The sequence below is a fragment of the Maribacter sp. LLG6340-A2 genome (assembly GCF_045057105.1).
GTDB lineage: Bacteria > Bacteroidota > Bacteroidia > Flavobacteriales > Flavobacteriaceae > Maribacter.
Window position 1 is genome coordinate 3,275,908 of record NZ_CP159332.1, and the last position, 16,330, is coordinate 3,292,237.

The 16,330-nt window shown below is 36.6% G+C and carries 15 protein-coding genes and 2 tRNA genes; 10 read left to right on the forward strand and 7 right to left on the reverse strand.

Annotation, left to right across the window (positions count from 1 at the left end):
• The first annotated feature begins 124 nt into the window (after positions 1-124).
• Complete coding sequence (locus ABVM52_RS13870; RefSeq protein ID WP_405381491.1) at positions 125-1,399, forward strand: ribonucleotide-diphosphate reductase subunit beta; 1,275 nt, start codon at positions 125-127, stop codon at positions 1,397-1,399.
• Positions 1,400-3,184: a ribonucleoside-diphosphate reductase subunit alpha gene (locus ABVM52_RS13875; protein WP_405381493.1), complete on the forward strand. Its 1,785-nt coding sequence runs from the start codon at positions 1,400-1,402 to the stop codon at positions 3,182-3,184.
• Between the two features lie 81 nt (positions 3,185-3,265).
• On the opposite strand, the gene ABVM52_RS13880 is transcribed toward ABVM52_RS13875, so the two are convergent.
• The 3 genes from ABVM52_RS13880 to ABVM52_RS13890 all read right to left on the reverse strand — a co-directional run bounded on the left by ABVM52_RS13880 (position 3,266) and on the right by ABVM52_RS13890 (position 4,030).
• Positions 3,266-3,514 (reverse strand): hypothetical protein, encoded by a 249-nt coding sequence (locus tag ABVM52_RS13880; protein ID WP_405381495.1) that lies wholly within the window; start codon positions 3,512-3,514, stop codon positions 3,266-3,268.
• A gap of 291 nt (positions 3,515-3,805) precedes the next feature.
• Positions 3,806-3,878: transfer RNA gene (locus ABVM52_RS13885), tRNA-Lys, on the reverse strand.
• A 76-nt stretch (positions 3,879-3,954) separates the two neighbouring features.
• Positions 3,955-4,030: transfer RNA gene (locus ABVM52_RS13890), tRNA-Lys, on the reverse strand.
• Between the two features lie 138 nt (positions 4,031-4,168).
• Between ABVM52_RS13890 and ABVM52_RS13895 the strand changes: the two genes are divergently transcribed.
• Positions 4,169-4,684: a shikimate kinase gene (locus ABVM52_RS13895; protein ID WP_405381497.1), complete on the forward strand. Its 516-nt coding sequence runs from the start codon at positions 4,169-4,171 to the stop codon at positions 4,682-4,684.
• On the opposite strand, the gene ABVM52_RS13900 is transcribed toward ABVM52_RS13895, so the two are convergent.
• Entirely contained in the window at positions 4,676-5,173 is a 498-nt protein-coding gene (locus ABVM52_RS13900; protein WP_405381499.1) for a phosphoribosyltransferase family protein, read from the reverse strand. The genes ABVM52_RS13895 and ABVM52_RS13900 overlap by 9 nt on opposite strands.
• A gap of 48 nt (positions 5,174-5,221) precedes the next feature.
• Positions 5,222-5,650 (reverse strand): RNA-binding S4 domain-containing protein, encoded by a 429-nt coding sequence (locus ABVM52_RS13905; protein WP_405381501.1) that lies wholly within the window; start codon positions 5,648-5,650, stop codon positions 5,222-5,224.
• A gap of 76 nt (positions 5,651-5,726) precedes the next feature.
• On the opposite strand from ABVM52_RS13905, the gene ABVM52_RS13910 reads away from it, so the two are divergent.
• Positions 5,727-6,704, forward strand: a complete 978-nt coding sequence (locus tag ABVM52_RS13910; protein WP_405381503.1) for an FKBP-type peptidyl-prolyl cis-trans isomerase — start codon at positions 5,727-5,729, stop codon at positions 6,702-6,704.
• Positions 6,705-6,777: 73 nt separating this feature from the next.
• On the opposite strand, the gene ABVM52_RS13915 is transcribed toward ABVM52_RS13910, so the two are convergent.
• A complete protein-coding gene (locus ABVM52_RS13915) occupies positions 6,778-7,362 on the reverse strand; it encodes a porin family protein (RefSeq protein WP_405381505.1) in 585 nt (194 codons plus the stop codon).
• A 237-nt stretch (positions 7,363-7,599) separates the two neighbouring features.
• On the opposite strand from ABVM52_RS13915, the gene tgt reads away from it, so the two are divergent.
• The 6 genes from tgt to ABVM52_RS13945 all read left to right on the forward strand — a co-directional run bounded on the left by tgt (position 7,600) and on the right by ABVM52_RS13945 (position 14,849).
• A complete protein-coding gene (gene tgt, locus ABVM52_RS13920; RefSeq protein ID WP_405381507.1) occupies positions 7,600-8,730 on the forward strand; it encodes a tRNA guanosine(34) transglycosylase Tgt in 1,131 nt (376 codons plus the stop codon).
• On the forward strand, positions 8,730-9,812 hold the full coding sequence (locus tag ABVM52_RS13925) for an LptF/LptG family permease (protein WP_405381509.1): 1,083 nt from the start codon (positions 8,730-8,732) through the stop codon (positions 9,810-9,812). Before tgt ends, ABVM52_RS13925 begins: the two co-directional genes overlap by 1 nt.
• Entirely contained in the window at positions 9,799-10,698 is a 900-nt protein-coding gene (locus ABVM52_RS13930; protein ID WP_405381511.1) for a DMT family transporter, read from the forward strand. Before ABVM52_RS13925 ends, ABVM52_RS13930 begins: the two co-directional genes overlap by 14 nt.
• Before the next feature lie 50 nt (positions 10,699-10,748).
• Positions 10,749-11,702 (forward strand): acetyl-CoA carboxylase carboxyltransferase subunit alpha, encoded by a 954-nt coding sequence (locus ABVM52_RS13935; RefSeq protein ID WP_405381513.1) that lies wholly within the window; start codon positions 10,749-10,751, stop codon positions 11,700-11,702.
• A 166-nt stretch (positions 11,703-11,868) separates the two neighbouring features.
• Positions 11,869-13,419 carry a replicative DNA helicase gene (dnaB, locus tag ABVM52_RS13940; protein ID WP_405381515.1) on the forward strand — a complete coding sequence of 517 codons (1,551 nt, stop codon included), beginning with the start codon at positions 11,869-11,871 and terminating at the stop codon, positions 13,417-13,419.
• Between the two features lie 167 nt (positions 13,420-13,586).
• Complete coding sequence (locus tag ABVM52_RS13945; protein WP_405381517.1) at positions 13,587-14,849, forward strand: asparagine synthetase B; 1,263 nt, start codon at positions 13,587-13,589, stop codon at positions 14,847-14,849.
• Between the two features lie 97 nt (positions 14,850-14,946).
• On the opposite strand, the gene ABVM52_RS13950 is transcribed toward ABVM52_RS13945, so the two are convergent.
• Complete coding sequence (locus tag ABVM52_RS13950; RefSeq protein ID WP_405381519.1) at positions 14,947-16,314, reverse strand: hypothetical protein; 1,368 nt, start codon at positions 16,312-16,314, stop codon at positions 14,947-14,949.
• Positions 16,315-16,330 lie beyond the last annotated feature (16 nt).

Genomic DNA, 16,330 nt, shown 5'->3' on the forward strand with positions numbered 1-16,330 from the left:
TTTGCTGCTATATTAAGAATTTGTTAATAAAGTGTGGAAAACCTAAATCCACTTACTGAAAAATGAGCCAAATATGTTGCGACCTTTACACTTCTCTTAAGTACCAATTCTTAGATTATATACAATGACAATTACACATCTTATTAAGCGCGACTCTACCAAAAAGACTTTTCAATTACACAAAATTACAGATGCCATTTTAAAAGCAATGACGGCTGTTGAACATGGAGGACCGGGAGATGCGGAAAAAATTGCCAATAGTGTATATGCATCACTTTTAGAGCGTAGAGCACGTGATGAGGCTTATGTGCCTACCATTGAGGAAGTTCAGGATTTTGTTGAAAATAGGCTAATGGAAAGTGGCTTTTTTGATGTGGCAAAAGCGTATATCCTATACAGAAATGAACAGGCACAAAAGAGAAAATTAAATATTTTTGAGAAGCGTATTAATTTAAAACCTTATGAATATCCGCAGTTATATGAATACGTACCTGCTATTCGTCATTCATATTGGATCCATACGGAATTTAATTTCACAAGCGATATTCAAGATTTTAAGACCGGTCTACAAGATGCGGAAAGAAGTGCTCTTAAAAATACCATGTTGGCCATTTCACAAATTGAAGTTGCCGTAAAAAGTTTTTGGGGAGATATCTACCACAAAATGCCTAAACCGGAAATTGGTTCTGTTGGGGCAACATTTGCAGAAAGTGAAGTTCGTCATGCAGATGCCTATTCCCATTTATTGGAAATTTTAGGATTAAATGCAGAGTTCAAGAACTTGAAGAAAAAACCGGTAATGATGAAGCGTGTTCATTATTTGGAAACAGCGCTTAAGAATGCCAAGAGTTTGGATAATAGGGAATATGCGGAGTCTGTGTTGTTGTTCTCCTTATTTATTGAGCATGTATCCCTTTTCTCTCAATTTCTAATTATCATGGCCTTTAATAAATATAAGAATATGTTTAAAGGCATCTCCAATGTAGTAGAGGCAACTTCTAAGGAAGAGCAAATTCACGGAGATTTTGGTATAGATATCATTAAAATTATAAAGGATGAAAATCCTTCTTGGTTCAATGAAGAATATCATACCATGATACAGGATATGTGCCATAAGGCATTTACTGCAGAGAGCGAAGTGGTAGATTGGATTTTTGAAAAAGGTGAACTTGACTTTTTGCCTAAAACGGTTATTAATGAATTTATAAAAAACCGATTTAACAATTCTCTTAAGAGTATTGGTATTGATAAGATATTTGAGGTCGACGAAAAATTATTGGCCGAAACAGAATGGTTCGATGATGAAATCATTGGAACCAAACATGGCGATTTTTTCGTAAAACGCTCCATCAATTATAGTAAAAGAACCCAAAGTATAACTAGTGACGACCTTTTTTAAATGAACGAATTAAACACTACACCACAGATTAAAGGAACAATTTCAGAGAGCGAGCAACTTGTACAAGCAAGAAAGGAAGCTCTGAAGAACAGCAAAAAAGAGCCAAAAGGCGGATTTGAATGGCTAACTGATCATAGTTTGAATTTCTTAAATTCTGGCTACCTGACCAAAGGAGTATCAGCGGAACAGCGTATTCGTGAAATTTCTGATAGGGCTGAACAATTATTGGGTATGCCCGGTTTTTCAGATAAATTCTACGGCTACATGTCAGAAGGTTTTTTCTCTTTGGCATCTCCCGTTTGGTCTAATTTTGGAAAAGAAAGAGGTCTGCCGATCAGTTGTTTTGGGTCGCATATTGGAGATGATATGGGTAATATTCTATATACCCAATCAGAAGTTGGTATGATGTCCAAACTAGGGGGCGGTACATCTGGCTACTTTGGAAAAATAAGACATCGTGGTGCAGAAGTTAAAAATAATGGACAAGCATCTGGTGCCGTACACATCATGCAGCTATTTGAATCTATGGTAGATGTAGTAAGCCAAGGTTCTGTGCGTCGTGGTCGTTTTTCACCATATTTACCTATAGAGCATCCGGATATTATGGAGTTCTTGGAAATTGGGACAGAAGGAAACCCAATACAGGAACTTACCCATGGGGTAACCGTTACAAATGAATGGATGCAGCAGATGGTAGATGGTGATGTGGAAAAGCGTTCCATTTGGGCAAAGGTATTACAGCGTAGAGGAGAAATGGGGTATCCTTATGTGTTCTTTAGTGATAATGCCAATAACGGTGCTGCTGATGTATATAAGGACAAAGATTTACCTATTTACGCAAGTAATCTGTGTACGGAAATTATGTTGCCATCTAACGATAATTGGTCGTTTGTATGTGTATTGTCTTCGGTTAATGTTCTTCATTATGATAAATGGAAAGATACAGATGCCGTAGAGACAATGGTGTATTTCTTGGATGCGGTCATTACTGAATTTATTGAAAAATTGGAGCGTTACCGCGATTCTGATAGTAGAGAGGATAAGCAAACTTTCCTTTTTATGGAACGTGCTTATAATTTTGCCAAGGATAACCGATCTTTGGGTCTAGGTGTACTTGGGTGGCACTCCCTGCTACAGTCCAAACGTTTACCTTTTAATAGTCAAGAGGCGTATAATTTAAATAGTGAAATCTTTAAAACTATTAAAGAGCGCTCGTACAAGGCTTCGGAAGAATTGGCAGGCAAATTTGGTGAGCCAGAGGTCCTTAAAGGATACGGAAGAAGAAATGCAACCTTGAATGCAATTGCTCCAACAACATCTTCTGCATTTATCCTTGGGCAGGTATCCCAGGGTATTGAGCCTATCTGGTCCAATATATATGTAAAGGATATTGCGAAAGTAAAAACAACCATCAAGAATCCTTTCTTAATGGAGTTATTGGAAGAAAAGGGTAAGAATACAACAGAGGTTTGGCACAGTATCCGTGATCGTGATGGTTCTGTTCAACATTTGGAATTCTTGTCCGATTTGGAGAAAGATGTTTTTAAGACCTATTCTGAAATTGATCAGTTAGATATTATTTACCAAGCGGCAAATCGCCAAAATCATATTGATCAAGGACAATCCGTAAATATCATTGTACATCCGGATATGCCTGTAAAGGAAATCAATAAAATTCACGTAACGGCCTGGAAACTTGGTCTAAAGTCTTTATACTATCAACATAGTATGAATGCGGCACAGAAATTCAAACAAAAGAAAGAATGTGCAAGTTGTGAGGCATAATGAAAGAAAGGTACCTAGTATTCAAAACACAAAAAAGGTCGGCTTATATAGCCGACCTTTTTTTATTTTAAAGTTTAAAGTTTACGCTGTTGCATTTTGCGGTGCCCAATGACTGCATGACATGCCCGGAGCTGCCTTTTGCGGATTAGCACAATCACTGGACTCATAACGTACACATGTAACACAGTTAGTGTCATCCTTTAATGTGGCCTTCATGTCAAAACTGTCACAGGTATAGCTATTGCCCACCTTTACACCATGCACTTTACACGTGTTTCCCTCCAATAAATTTTCACAATTAATACAACTATTTCCTAATCTTATCGACATAACAATTCATTTTAAATTCAATCTAATTTAATTTGAAGTAGTTTTAGAAACAATTTAAATAACTGATATTCATATATTTGAATTTAGATTATTTAAAAATAACAAGTGTGTGTTTTCAAATTTCAATGATATAATTAACGTGCTCACAAAAGGTGAAAGAGCCGAGCCTGATTTTTTGTACGGTAAAAAAAGGAATATAACACTTTAGAAAATAGGGGCGTTTGCCTTGGATTTTTACTTGGGTATAAAGCAAAAAAAACCTTTTAATAAAGCTATTAAAAGGAGAAAAAGTGACCTGGCTGGGGCTCGAACCCAGGACCCTCTCCTTAAAAGGGAGATGCTCTACCAACTGAGCTACCAGGTCATAATAATTAAGAACAAAAACATGGTCACATGTTACAATAAAAAAGCCTCTTTTGGTTCAAGAGGCTAAAATTTACTGGTGACCTGGCTGGGGCTCGAACCCAGGACCCTCTCCTTAAAAGGGAGATGCTCTACCAACTGAGCTACCAGGTCAATAACATATCAAGATTATTTCCCTCAATGCGGGTGCAAATATAAGTCGATTACTTTATTATGCAAACCCTTTTCAAGATAAATTCATTTTTTTTTGAAATCCCTTTATTTTAGTCCAATTTTGCGCAAATGAAGAATATGAAAATAGTTTTGTTGGGGTATATGGGCAGTGGAAAGACTACTATTGGTAGAATTGTAGCTAACCAATTAAAGATTAAATTTTTAGACTTGGACGAGTACATTGAGGAACAGGAAAAAATGACCGTTGCAAATATATTCAGTGAACGTGGTGAACTGTATTTTAGAAAAAAAGAAAGGGAATATCTTTCTGAAATTTTTTTGAACAACGATGATTTTGTGCTTTCACTAGGGGGTGGTACTCCTTGTTTTGGAGATAACATGGCAGTGGTGAATCAGAATACAAAGAATTCATTTTATTTGAACATTCATATAAATGAATTGTCAACTAGACTAAAAAAAGAAAAGGAACATAGACCTATGATAGCACATTTGGCCAATGAGGAAATACAGGAATTCATTGGTAAGCATTTGTTTGAGCGTAGTTTCTTTTATAATATGGCCCATCAAAAAATAAAAGGCGCTCAACGTACTCCTAAGGCCTTGGCAGAAGAAATCATCAATTCGTTAGTCTAGAAAAACACGATCGTTCTTTGTTTCAAAACGTACATTCACGTGCTCTTGAAGAGATGTGGATAGGGAAATACCTTTATAATCTGCTTTTACGGGGTATTTCTTGTGGTTTCTATTAACAAGAACTGCGGTTTTTAACTGTTTTAAAGGAGTTTTTAGAAAATGATGAACTCCATATATCAAAGTTGTTCCGGAGTTTAGGACATCATCAACTATAACTACGGATTTATTAATAAATTCCTTTTCAGGAATAGAGGTAGAAACACCGCTTTTTAATGGATTCTTTTTATCCATCTTTACTTTGCATAGCGTAATCTTTGCATCTGTAATCTTGCGTAGGGTGGTAGTTATTTTTTTAGCAAAGTTTAGCCCTCCGCCTTCAATACCGGCAATAATAATTTCTTCTTCAGAAACGTTTGCTTCATAAATTTGATAGGCAATTCGCTCTATTTTATGTTTGATCTGTATATGGGAGAGTATTGTGTGTTCCATGCAATTCATCTAAAGGTAATAAAGATACTATAGTTTTTAAAAGTGTGCTTATTCTTCTTCCTCTTTGGTGGTATTAAGGGGTTTGTTTTCTTCGTCCCTTGTGTTCAAATTAGGTGCGTCCAGAAATTCCTCAATTTCACGTCTATCTTTTTTGGTGGGTCGCCCAATTCCTTTTTTACGGTAATAATCCTTGGAATATTGTAAAAGCTCGTTATGCTCAAAAGCTTCTTTTGGTGTAGTGTCAGTACGGTATATATCTACCAACTTTGCGCCAACTCTACTTTTGGGTATGTCCAATACGGTAAATCTATAATCTATTTGGTTTTTACGTACAATAACTTTATCCATAGGATAAACCTCCCTGCTAGGTTTTACAGATTGGCCGTTAATTTTAACATGACCTTTTTTACACGCCGTAGAAGCAATGTTCCTTGTCTTAAAATAACGGGTGCTCCATAAGAATTTATCTATGCGCATGATGCTACAATTCTTTGTTAACTTCTCAACAAAAATAGGGGAAAATTGTATCTTGCGCGCTTAAATAAGATTTTTGATGAATTTGAAATATGCCTATTTATTAATTGCCGGTTTTTTAATTATAAGTTCTTGTAAGAAGGATGATGATTCTATTGGCGAAGTTGTGCCACCAAGATTACTTAGTGAGGTAGTGGTAGAGGACGATGCAGAAATCATAGAGTTTTTACAGACCCATTTCTATAATGAAGAGGATTTTGAAACCCCACCAGAAGGTTTTGACTATAAAATAAGATTTGACACCATTGCAGGAGCTAATAGTGAAAAGCCTCCTATTTTTAATAGTAAAAATTTAATTACGGAAACTTTTACCGTACAATCTTCTGATTTTGGAAGAGATGACGATGAGGTAATGACCGTTAAATTATATACTTTGGTGGTAAGACAAGGAATCAAGGAAGGAAAACCTACCATTGGTGATAATGTAGTAATACGTTATGAGGGCTCCTTATTGGATGGTACGTTGTTCGATGCGGCTTCTAACCAACCAACGGTTTTTAATTTATCTGGTGTAGTTAGGGGATTTGGTAATGGTATGAAAAATTTTCAGACCGGGGAAGGACCCATTGAGGTAGGCGATGGTACGGTTACCTATGAGGGTTATGGTATTGGTGCTATTTTTATTCCTTCTGCCTTGGGTTATTTTGATGATTCACAGAATAGATTGTCTTCTGCTCCAAAATATAGTCCATTAATTTTTAAGATTGATGCATTTGCCTACGAACCGGATTTTGATTTTGATGGTGATGGTATACCTTCCATTCAAGAGGACCTTAACGGAAATGGAAACTTAAATGATGATAACACGGATAGCGAATTAGAAGGTTTTACTACATTCTTGCCAAACTATAATGACACTGATGATGATAATGATGGTATACCTACCTTGGAGGAAATAAAAATAGATGGCGTTATTGTAAAAGATGATGAGGGAATAGTACAATTTCCAGATACGGATAAAGATGGTATTCCTGATCATTTAGATAATGATCTATAGGCTATAATTTAAATAAACATAAAAAAACCTCCTAAGCATTTAGTTTAGGAGGTTTTTTATTTCGTGTTGCTTTCTATAAGGCCAATGACAAACTCACTATTAATTGATCGGGCCTAGTATCTATTCTACTTGGTCCTACATTGGTAATATTGGTGTTTATAAAAGAAGCTTCATTATCACTGAATCCTCTTTCATAACGTAGATCTATACCTAGTTTGCCAAAATTAATTCCGGCACCTATATTCATACCTACAGAGAAATCACTTTCAATATCATCAATTGTAATACCGTCAAATTCCGTATCAAGAATATATTGAAAAGCAGGTCCGGCAAACACATGTAATGGGCCTACTACCTTAATTCCTAAAAGAACAGGTACATCCAATTTGCTCATGTCAAAATCATTACCGTCATAATCAGATTTGGTCTTCGTATACACCAATTCTGGTCTTACGTAAACTTTTGATGCCCCGATCTTACCAAAAATTCCTAAATGGTAACCCACATTTCTATCTGGGTTTCTGGCAGCGTCCCCGGCAGACTCAAAATAATCACCGTTTGCACTATAGTTTAAGCCACCCTTTAATCCAAATTCGCCCTGCGCCATCGTATAAAGACTAGATAGAGCCATAAAAACTACTAAAATTGTTTTTTTCATATTTGTTATTTTTAATAGGAAACCTTCAGCAAGAACAATACCAAAAGTTCACTTACTCGTTATACCATGAAAACGTGGAGGTGAATTCTTTATTGTTTAGTAAAGCATTTGGGTTAACCTTCATTTTTTTGAGTTACTCTTAAATTTTTTTTAGGTGCGGTTTAGGTACACATCTTTGGTTTTTATTAAGTTTTTACCACGTGCAGTTCATTATATTTGCATTTATATTTAGACAATTTGAAATTTACATTACACAATACAGATTCTCAATCTAAGGCTAGGGCCGGCACAATGGTGACCGATCACGGGGTTATAGAAACTCCTATTTTTATGCCTGTTGGTACCGTTGCCTCCGTAAAAGGTGTGCACCAAAGGGAATTACGAGACGAGATAAATCCAGATATCATCCTAGGGAATACCTATCACCTTTTTCTTAGGCCTAAAACGGATATTTTAAAGAAAGCAGGTGGCCTACATAAATTTATGGGGTGGGACAGGAATATTTTGACCGATAGTGGCGGCTATCAAGTTTATTCCTTATCCGCTAACAGAAAAATAAAGGAAGAAGGGGTTAAGTTTAAATCTCACATAGATGGATCCATGCATATGTTCACTCCAGAAAATGTAATGGAGATACAGCGTACCATTGGTGCAGATATCATTATGGCTTTTGATGAGTGTACTCCATACCCGTGTGAGTATAATTATGCAAAACGTTCTATGCATATGACGCATAGGTGGTTAGATAGGTGCATGAATCATTTGGTAAAAACACCTTTTGAGTATGATTATGAACAAACTTTTTTTCCCATAGTACAAGGATCAACCTATAAAGACTTAAGGAGGCAATCTGCTGAATATATAGCAAATGCAGGCGCACAAGGAAATGCAATAGGAGGTTTGTCCGTAGGTGAACCTGCAGAAGAAATGTACGGAATGACAGAAGTTGTCTGCGAAATTTTACCAGAAGACAAGCCTAGATATTTAATGGGTGTAGGTACCCCGATCAATATTTTGGAGAATATTGCATTGGGTATAGATATGTTTGATTGTGTAATGCCTACCAGAAATGCTAGAAATGGTATGTTGTTTACCGCACATGGTACCATCAATATTAAAAACAAAAAATGGGAAGATGATTTTTCTCCCATAGATGAAATGGGTACCACGTTTGTTGACCATGAGTATTCAAAGGCATATTTAAGGCATTTGTTCGCTGCTAACGAATATCTTGGAAAACAGATTGCAACTATCCATAACTTAGGATTTTATATGTGGCTGGTACGCGAAGCACGAAAACATATAATAGATGGTGATTTTAGGACGTGGAAAGATATGATGGTTAAACAAATGGATAAAAGGCTGTAATGCTTTCAATAATAGACAGATACATACTTAAACGTTACCTTGCAACATTCTCGTTAATGTTGCTCTTGTTCATTCCTATTGGTATAATGGTGAACTTGGCAGAGCAAATTGGCAAAATGATAGACAATGAGGCTCCGCTAAACGAAATTGTCATGTACTATGTAAATTTTACCATTTATATAGGTAACCTATTGTTTCCTATTTTTCTATTCCTGTCCGTTATTTTCTTTACTTCAAAATTGGCCAATAACACAGAAATTGTGGCTATATTAAGTTCTGGGGTGTCTTACAGTAGATTTTTAAGACCTTATCTTATTGGGGCAACCTTAATTGCTATTGTTATGTTTTTTATGACAATGTTCATTGTGCCCAATGCAAGTGTCGGGTTTAATGAATTTAAATATAAATACCTTAAAAAGGGTAAACAGGATCGTATAACAAGCAACATATTTAATCAGCTCAATGAAACGGATTTTATCTATGTAAGTAGTTTTGACCCTGCTAGACAATTGGGCCATAATTTTACTTTTGAAAGGTTTGACGAGAACAATGAGTTGGATTTTAAGATTTCTGCCGCAAATATAAGATGGGTGGAAAAAGATTCTAACTATAGATTAACTTCCTATAAGAAACGAAAAATTGTCGGGGATACGGCCATTTTGGAAAGTAAGCGAAGGTTAGATACCATTTTTGCTTTTGATATAGGTGATCTTACTCCGGTATCTTATGTGGCCGAGACCAAGAACCTTTTTGAACTAGATTCATTTATAAAGGACCAAAAAAGAAAAGGTGCTTCCAATATCAATACGTATGTTTTGGTAAAATATAAACGATGGGCCCTACCACTTACCGCTTTTATCTTAACCTTGATAGCGGTTGCCGTATCATCGGTAAAAAGAAGAGGGGGCATGGGAGTAAATTTGGCCTTTGGTATCCTGGTAGCCTTTGTTTTTATATTTTTTGATAAAGTATTTGGTACCCTTGCCGAGCAATCTGGTTTTTCTCCCATATTGGCGGTAACCATTCCTAATGTACTATTTGGGTGTTTGGCCTTTTATCTGTTACAAAATGCCAAAAGATAGATTAAAGAATCTTATTCATTTACATTTTATTGTCTTTATATGGGGGTTTACAGCTATCTTGGGTAAGCTCATAACCTTAGATTCCCTGCCATTGGTTTGGACACGAATGGGCCTTGCAACACTATTTATTTCACTTTATCTCTACTTTTCTAAATTCAGTATTAAAGTTTCAAAGCAAACATTCTTTTTATTATTGTTAGGCGGTATAGTAGTGGCCTTACATTGGGTAACCTTTTTTCTGGCAATTAAAGTTTCTACGGTATCCGTTGCTTTGGCCATGATGTCAACAGGAGCATTTTTTACGGCGCTGATGGAGCCGTTTTGGTACAAACGCAATATCATTTCTTATGAAATAATTTTTGGCCTTTTGGTGATTGTAGGTCTGTATTTAATTTTTAAGGTAGAGACACAATACGTGTATGGAATGGTCATTGCTTTGGTGTCCGCATTTTTGGCCGCAGTGTTCTCCCTTATTAACGGTAAATTGGTACAAACGCATAAGCCATCCGTTATTTCCTTTTATGAACTAGGAATAGGCGTACTTTTTTTAAGTCTTGTTTTACTACTAAAAGGAGATTTTAATATGTCCCTAATTCAATTGAACGGCACAGATTGGATTTATCTGTTAATTCTTGCCATACTTTGTACAGCATATGCTTTTATAGCATCGGTAAAGATAATGAAGGTGCTAACTCCTTATACGGTTATGTTGACTACAAATTTGGAGCCGGTCTACGGTATTTTATTGGCCTGGTTTATCTTTGGAGCAGAGGAAGAAATGAAACCAATGTTCTATGTTGGGGCCATGATTATTCTTTTAACGGTGATTGCAAACGGTATTTTAAAACAAAGGGCAAATATTAAAAAAAGGGTACCCAAAATTTAGGTTTTAAAGTTTTATCTTTGGCCTGACAACTAATGAAACTTTATTGAAATATGGAATATTTGGATTTTGAGCTTCCTATTAAAGAATTGGAAGAACAATTGGACAAGTGCATGATAATTGGCGAAGAAAGTGATGTAGACGTAACAGAAACTTGTAAGCAGATAGAGAAAAAACTTGCGGACACTAGAAAAGAAATATATAAAAATCTTACTGCGTGGCAGCGAGTTCAACTTTCAAGACACCCAAATAGACCCTATACTCTAGATTATATTAAGGCCATTTGTGGGGATACTTTTTTAGAGCTGCATGGGGACCGTAATGTTAAGGATGATAAGGCTATGATAGGTGGTCTTGGAAAAATCAATGATCAAAGTTTTATGTTCATTGGTCAACAAAAAGGATACAATACAAAAACACGCCAATACCGTAATTTTGGTATGGCCAATCCGGAAGGGTATAGGAAAGCACTAAGATTAATGAAATCTGCAGAAAAATTCCAAGTACCTGTAGTGTGTTTTGTAGATACTCCCGGTGCATACCCGGGTATAGAGGCAGAAGAACGTGGTCAAGGTGAGGCAATTGCACGCAACATTTTGGAAATGACCCGCCTAAAAGTTCCCATTATTGTCGTAATTATAGGTGAAGGGGCTTCCGGTGGTGCATTGGGCATTGGTGTAGGTGATAAAGTACTTATGTTGGAGAATACTTGGTATTCGGTAATTTCACCAGAATCTTGCTCGTCAATCCTATGGAGAAGTTGGGAATATAAGGAAAGAGCGGCAGAAGCACTTAAGTTGACGGCCACTGATATGAAAAAGTTGAAGCTGATTGATGAAATCGTTAGGGAGCCAGCAGGTGGTGCACATGCAAATAGAGATAAAACATTTGATACCGTTAAAAATAAAATTGCCTCTCATTTTGAACAATTGCAAAAGTTATCACCAAAAGAATTGGTAAATCAACGAATGGAAAAATATGCCCAGATGGGTGTTTTCAACGGCTAATCTGCAATTTAGGCATCTTAAAAATATACCGAGGATTTTATTCCTCGGTTTTTTTATCTTATCAACAGAAATTTGTAATTTATTAACAAGCAATTGTTAGTCAACTGTGAACATCGTAATGACGATTTTTAAGGTTAACTAAAGGTTAATTGTATATTTTCGTACTATGGAGAACACTAAACCTGTTGTTGGTCGTAAGATTGACAAATCTACTATTATTAATCTCGAGAGAGGTAAAATTCCACCACAAGCTGTTGATTTAGAGGAGGTTGTATTGGGTGCAATGATGATAGATAAAAAAGGTGTGGATGAAGTAATAGATATTTTGCATCCAGATGTTTTTTACAAGGACGCGCATCGCTTTATTTACGAAGCCATTTTTATTTTATTCGAAGAATCACAACCCGTGGATTTATTAACCGTTTCTTCACAACTTAAGAAGGCGGGGAAATTAGAAGCTTGTGGGGGTGATTTTTATTTGATAAAACTAACCCAGAAAGTAGCATCATCTGCCCATATTGAATTTCATGCACGTATTATTTTGCAGAAATTTATACAGCGTAGCCTAATCAAAATTTCTGGAGAAATCATTGAGGAAGCCTACGATGAAAGTACAGATGTTTTTAGTTTGTTGGATGCTGCGGAATCTAAGCTATATGATGTTACCCAAGGAAACTTAAAACGTTCTGCGGAAACTGCCCAGGATTTGGTCATCCAGGCAAAAAAACGGATTGAGGAAATAGCGGGTAAAGAAGGAATGAGCGGTATTCCTTCCGGTTTTGATAAGTTAGATAAACTTACCTCTGGTTGGCAACCTAGTGATTTAATTATTGTGGCCGCAAGACCTGGTATGGGTAAAACAGCTTTAACGCTCTCTATGGCAAGAAATATGGCGGTAAATTCCAATACACCTGTTGCATTCTTTTCATTGGAGATGTCCTCGGTACAGCTAATTACGAGATTGATTTCATCGGAAACAGGCCTTTCTTCGGAAAAATTGAGAACCGGTAAACTGGAAAAACATGAGTGGGAACAACTGAACGTAAAAGTTAAGTCGCTGGAAAAAGCACCATTGTTCATTGATGATACACCATCGCTCTCCATTTTTGATTTAAGGGCAAAGGCCAGAAGGCTTGCTTCACAGCATGGTATTAAAATGATCATGATAGATTATTTGCAATTAATGACTGCCGGTGGATCACAAAAGGGAGGAAACCGTGAACAGGAAATTTCAACTATATCCAGGAACTTAAAGGCACTTGCAAAGGAACTTAATGTACCGGTAATTGCTTTATCACAGCTATCCCGTGCAGTAGAAACTCGTGGTGGTAGTAAACGACCAATACTATCGGATTTGAGGGAATCTGGTGCAATTGAGCAGGATGCAGATATTGTTTCCTTTATCTATAGGCCAGAATACTATAAAATTGAGGAATGGGATGATGAAGAGCACACCCCTACACAAGGACAAGCGGAATTTATAGTTGCCAAGCACAGAAACGGTGGCTTGGAAAATATTAGACTGAAATTTATTGGAAACCAAGGTAAGTTTGATAATCTAGATGATTTTGATTCTCCGTTTGAATTTCAATCCAAAATGAATGCAAATGAGGAAAATCCGTTTGTCACCAAAAATTTACCTAGTGCAGATGATGCCTTTGGTAGTAGCATGAACAATAATCCGGATTTTGATGAGGATAATGATGTTCCATTCTAATAGTTAATAAATCATAAAACAAAAAAGTCTTCGTTTAGAAGACTTTTTTGTTTTTATAACAATTCGTTTCACTAATTCAGCGTTATCTTAACTACCAAGGGTTTAACAAGTTCTTGATTATTCTACCTTATAATTTGCTCTATCTTTGAGTGAATGAAAAATAATATATGTCTAAAAGTATAACCTCAGTCTTTTTTCTTTTTCTATCCATGCAAATGTTTGCGTCATCGATTTTAATACCGATGGATGCCGACACCCAAAAAAACCATTTAAAAGCTTATGGTATTACCTATTGGGTATTGGCCAAACAACAAAAGGTACAATGGTTACTTAATTACCGCGGAGGTTCCTTTTTGTTGCCAGATGGGGAAAGCATTAGAAAAGAATGTCAAATAAGGGGTGTTAGTTTCGAAATACTGTCCGATGGTCAGGCCAATTCTATCCTAGACGAAATAAGTAGTCCGGCAAAAAACCAAGATGCGGTAATACTAGAGAAAGCACCTAGGATAGCGGTATATTCCCCAAAAGATAACCAACCATGGGATGATGCGGTAACCATGGCATTAACGTATGCAGAAATACCTTATACCACCATTTATGATGAGGAAGTTTTAGGCGATAAACTGGCTTTGTATGATTGGCTTCATTTACATCACGAAGATTTTACAGGTCAATATGGTAAGTTTTATGGCGCATATAGGGCAACACCTTGGTATATAGAAGGAAAGAAAAATGCAGAAAAATTAGCTAAGAAATTAGGTTTTGATAAGGTTTCCGAAGAGAAAAGGGCCGTGGCATTAAAAATTAGAAACTATGTGATCGGTGGTGGTTTTATGTTTGCTATGTGTTCTGCTACGGATAGTTTTGACATTGCCTTGGCAGCGGACGGAATTGATATTGTAGAACCCATGTTTGACGGTGATGCCTCTGACCCTAATTACCAAGCCAGTTTAGATTTTGGAAAAACCTTTGCTTTTACCGATTTTATTTTGGAGCGTAGTCCTTTAAAGTATGAGTTTTCATCAATTGATATGACCACGAAGAGGGGAAATGTGCCTAAGGAATCGGATTATTTTTCACTGATGGATTTTTCTGCAAAATGGGATCCCGTTCCTACAATGCTATGTCAGAACCATACGTCTTTGGTAAAAGGTTTTATGGGCCAGACAACGGCTTTTACACGAAGTCAAATTAAACCTACGGTTATGGTTTTGGGTGAAAACAAAATCAATGAAGAGGCGCGGTATATTCACGGAATCAAAGGAAAAGGTTTTTTTACGTTTTATGGTGGCCATGATCCAGAGGATTATCAACATAGGGTAGGGGACCCTAAAACGGAGTTGGAATTACACCCTACTTCACCGGGATACCGTTTAATTTTGAATAATGTGCTATTTCCAGCAGCTAAGAAAAAGAAGCAAAAAACATAGGATTATGTTTCGATATATAAAAAACCGTTGTCAATAGATTTGACAACGGTTTTTTGTTTAAGTAATCTTTTAAAAGATTAATATTTTATGAGGAAATCTAGAATACCCCTATAAAGTGACTTCCGGTTGTGTTTACAAGCTCGGCACCTTTGGTTACTGCACCAGTTTCAGTATCTACAACATAGATATTACCATTTTCCCCAACAGCACCTTGTGTAAGGTATATTTCTGTACCTTCAACCACAAAACCTTGATATTGGAACAGGTAGAAATCTGGATCATAAGGAATATCTTCAATTTTTACCGCTGTTCTTGCATTAAGGTCAACCAATGCAAAAAATCCTTGAGCTCCGGCAACACCTTCTGCAGATCCGTCATGACGGTAAGCTAATACTGCTTTTCCATTAGCAGCAGGTCTCCAAGCAAGAATGTAAGCACCTTCTACACCCAATGCATCGTCTAAATTGAAATCATAAGAATCGTCATATTCATTATCGGCATCAATCTTTAAGATATGAGACCCCTCAGGATCGCCTTGGTTGGCTTGGTAAACACTACCATTGTATTCAAAAGAATTAATGCTACGGTAACCGTTCGTATTTCCATGACCAACAGCAGATGTTATAACTGTAGGATTTAATAATGAAGGATAATCTAAAACAATGGTCTTAGAACCTAAAATTTCCCCATCTCTATCTGTTTCAGCAGTAGCTGGGTCAACCTTACTAACTCTTGCGCCAATGTATAATTTGTCTCCTGCGGCATTTAATGTTGGCATGTCAATTCTAGAAATGTAATATCCTGCAGCTTCTTCTTCAGCGCTTAACGGAACACTGTGTTCCTGAAATTCTATAATTGATGAATTTACCAGGTCTAACGTAACAACACCAATTGTAGCTTCTGTACGCGTGTAGTTATCATTTTCATCAAATTCATTTTCAGTATCTACATATACGGCAGCACCGGTTTGGTCACCATCAAATAATTTTATCCATCTTGGAGCTGTACCTACATAAGGGGCTATACTGACTTCTGATCCTGTAGGTGTAAAATCTTGTCCGCCTTCAACAGTATACTTGGTATAGTTTCCACCGGTATCACCGGCATAACTTATATTAAAAATGGTGTTTCCGTCCTCAGAGGATTGTAATCTGGCAGTTCTGTTAGAGGGTGCTATAAATCCATTTTCAAAAGGGGAAATTGAAACAGAAGGGTTTTTAGCATCTACACTAGTTACAGAGTAAATTAATGTACCACCATTACCATCTCCTGGATTTTCTCCCATTTTTGCACCAGCTACGGTAATCCATCTTGGTTCTTCTTCAGATGGTTCTTCGGTATCCGGCTCTTCTGTATCCGGGTCTGGAGCAACTACAGTATCGTCTTCATTGCTACATGCGGTCATTAGACCAGCAGTTAAGATAACCGCAGCAAATGTTTTAAGATTTAGAATAGTTCTTTTCATTTTTCGTTATTTATTT

Bases quoted from the DNA above. Each gene is read 5' to 3' on its own strand.
- ABVM52_RS13895 (WP_405381497.1), top strand. From the start codon at position 4,169: ATGAAAATAGTTTTGTTGGGGTATATGGGCAGTGGAAAGACTACTATT.
- ABVM52_RS13935 (WP_405381513.1), top strand. From the start codon at position 10,749: ATGGAATATTTGGATTTTGAGCTTCCTATTAAAGAATTGGAAGAACAA.
- ABVM52_RS13915 (WP_405381505.1), bottom strand. From the start codon at position 7,362: ATGAAAAAAACAATTTTAGTAGTTTTTATGGCTCTATCTAGTCTTTAT.
- ABVM52_RS13870 (WP_405381491.1), top strand. From the start codon at position 125: ATGACAATTACACATCTTATTAAGCGCGACTCTACCAAAAAGACTTTT.
- ABVM52_RS13910 (WP_405381503.1), top strand. From the start codon at position 5,727: ATGAATTTGAAATATGCCTATTTATTAATTGCCGGTTTTTTAATTATA.
- dnaB (WP_405381515.1), top strand. From the start codon at position 11,869: ATGGAGAACACTAAACCTGTTGTTGGTCGTAAGATTGACAAATCTACT.
- ABVM52_RS13950 (WP_405381519.1), bottom strand. From the start codon at position 16,314: ATGAAAAGAACTATTCTAAATCTTAAAACATTTGCTGCGGTTATCTTA.
- ABVM52_RS13905 (WP_405381501.1), bottom strand. From the start codon at position 5,650: ATGCGCATAGATAAATTCTTATGGAGCACCCGTTATTTTAAGACAAGG.
- ABVM52_RS13900 (WP_405381499.1), bottom strand. From the start codon at position 5,173: ATGGAACACACAATACTCTCCCATATACAGATCAAACATAAAATAGAG.
- ABVM52_RS13945 (WP_405381517.1), top strand. From the start codon at position 13,587: ATGTCTAAAAGTATAACCTCAGTCTTTTTTCTTTTTCTATCCATGCAA.
- ABVM52_RS13875 (WP_405381493.1), top strand. From the start codon at position 1,400: ATGAACGAATTAAACACTACACCACAGATTAAAGGAACAATTTCAGAG.
- ABVM52_RS13925 (WP_405381509.1), top strand. From the start codon at position 8,730: ATGCTTTCAATAATAGACAGATACATACTTAAACGTTACCTTGCAACA.
- ABVM52_RS13930 (WP_405381511.1), top strand. From the start codon at position 9,799: ATGCCAAAAGATAGATTAAAGAATCTTATTCATTTACATTTTATTGTC.
- ABVM52_RS13880 (WP_405381495.1), bottom strand. From the start codon at position 3,514: ATGTCGATAAGATTAGGAAATAGTTGTATTAATTGTGAAAATTTATTG.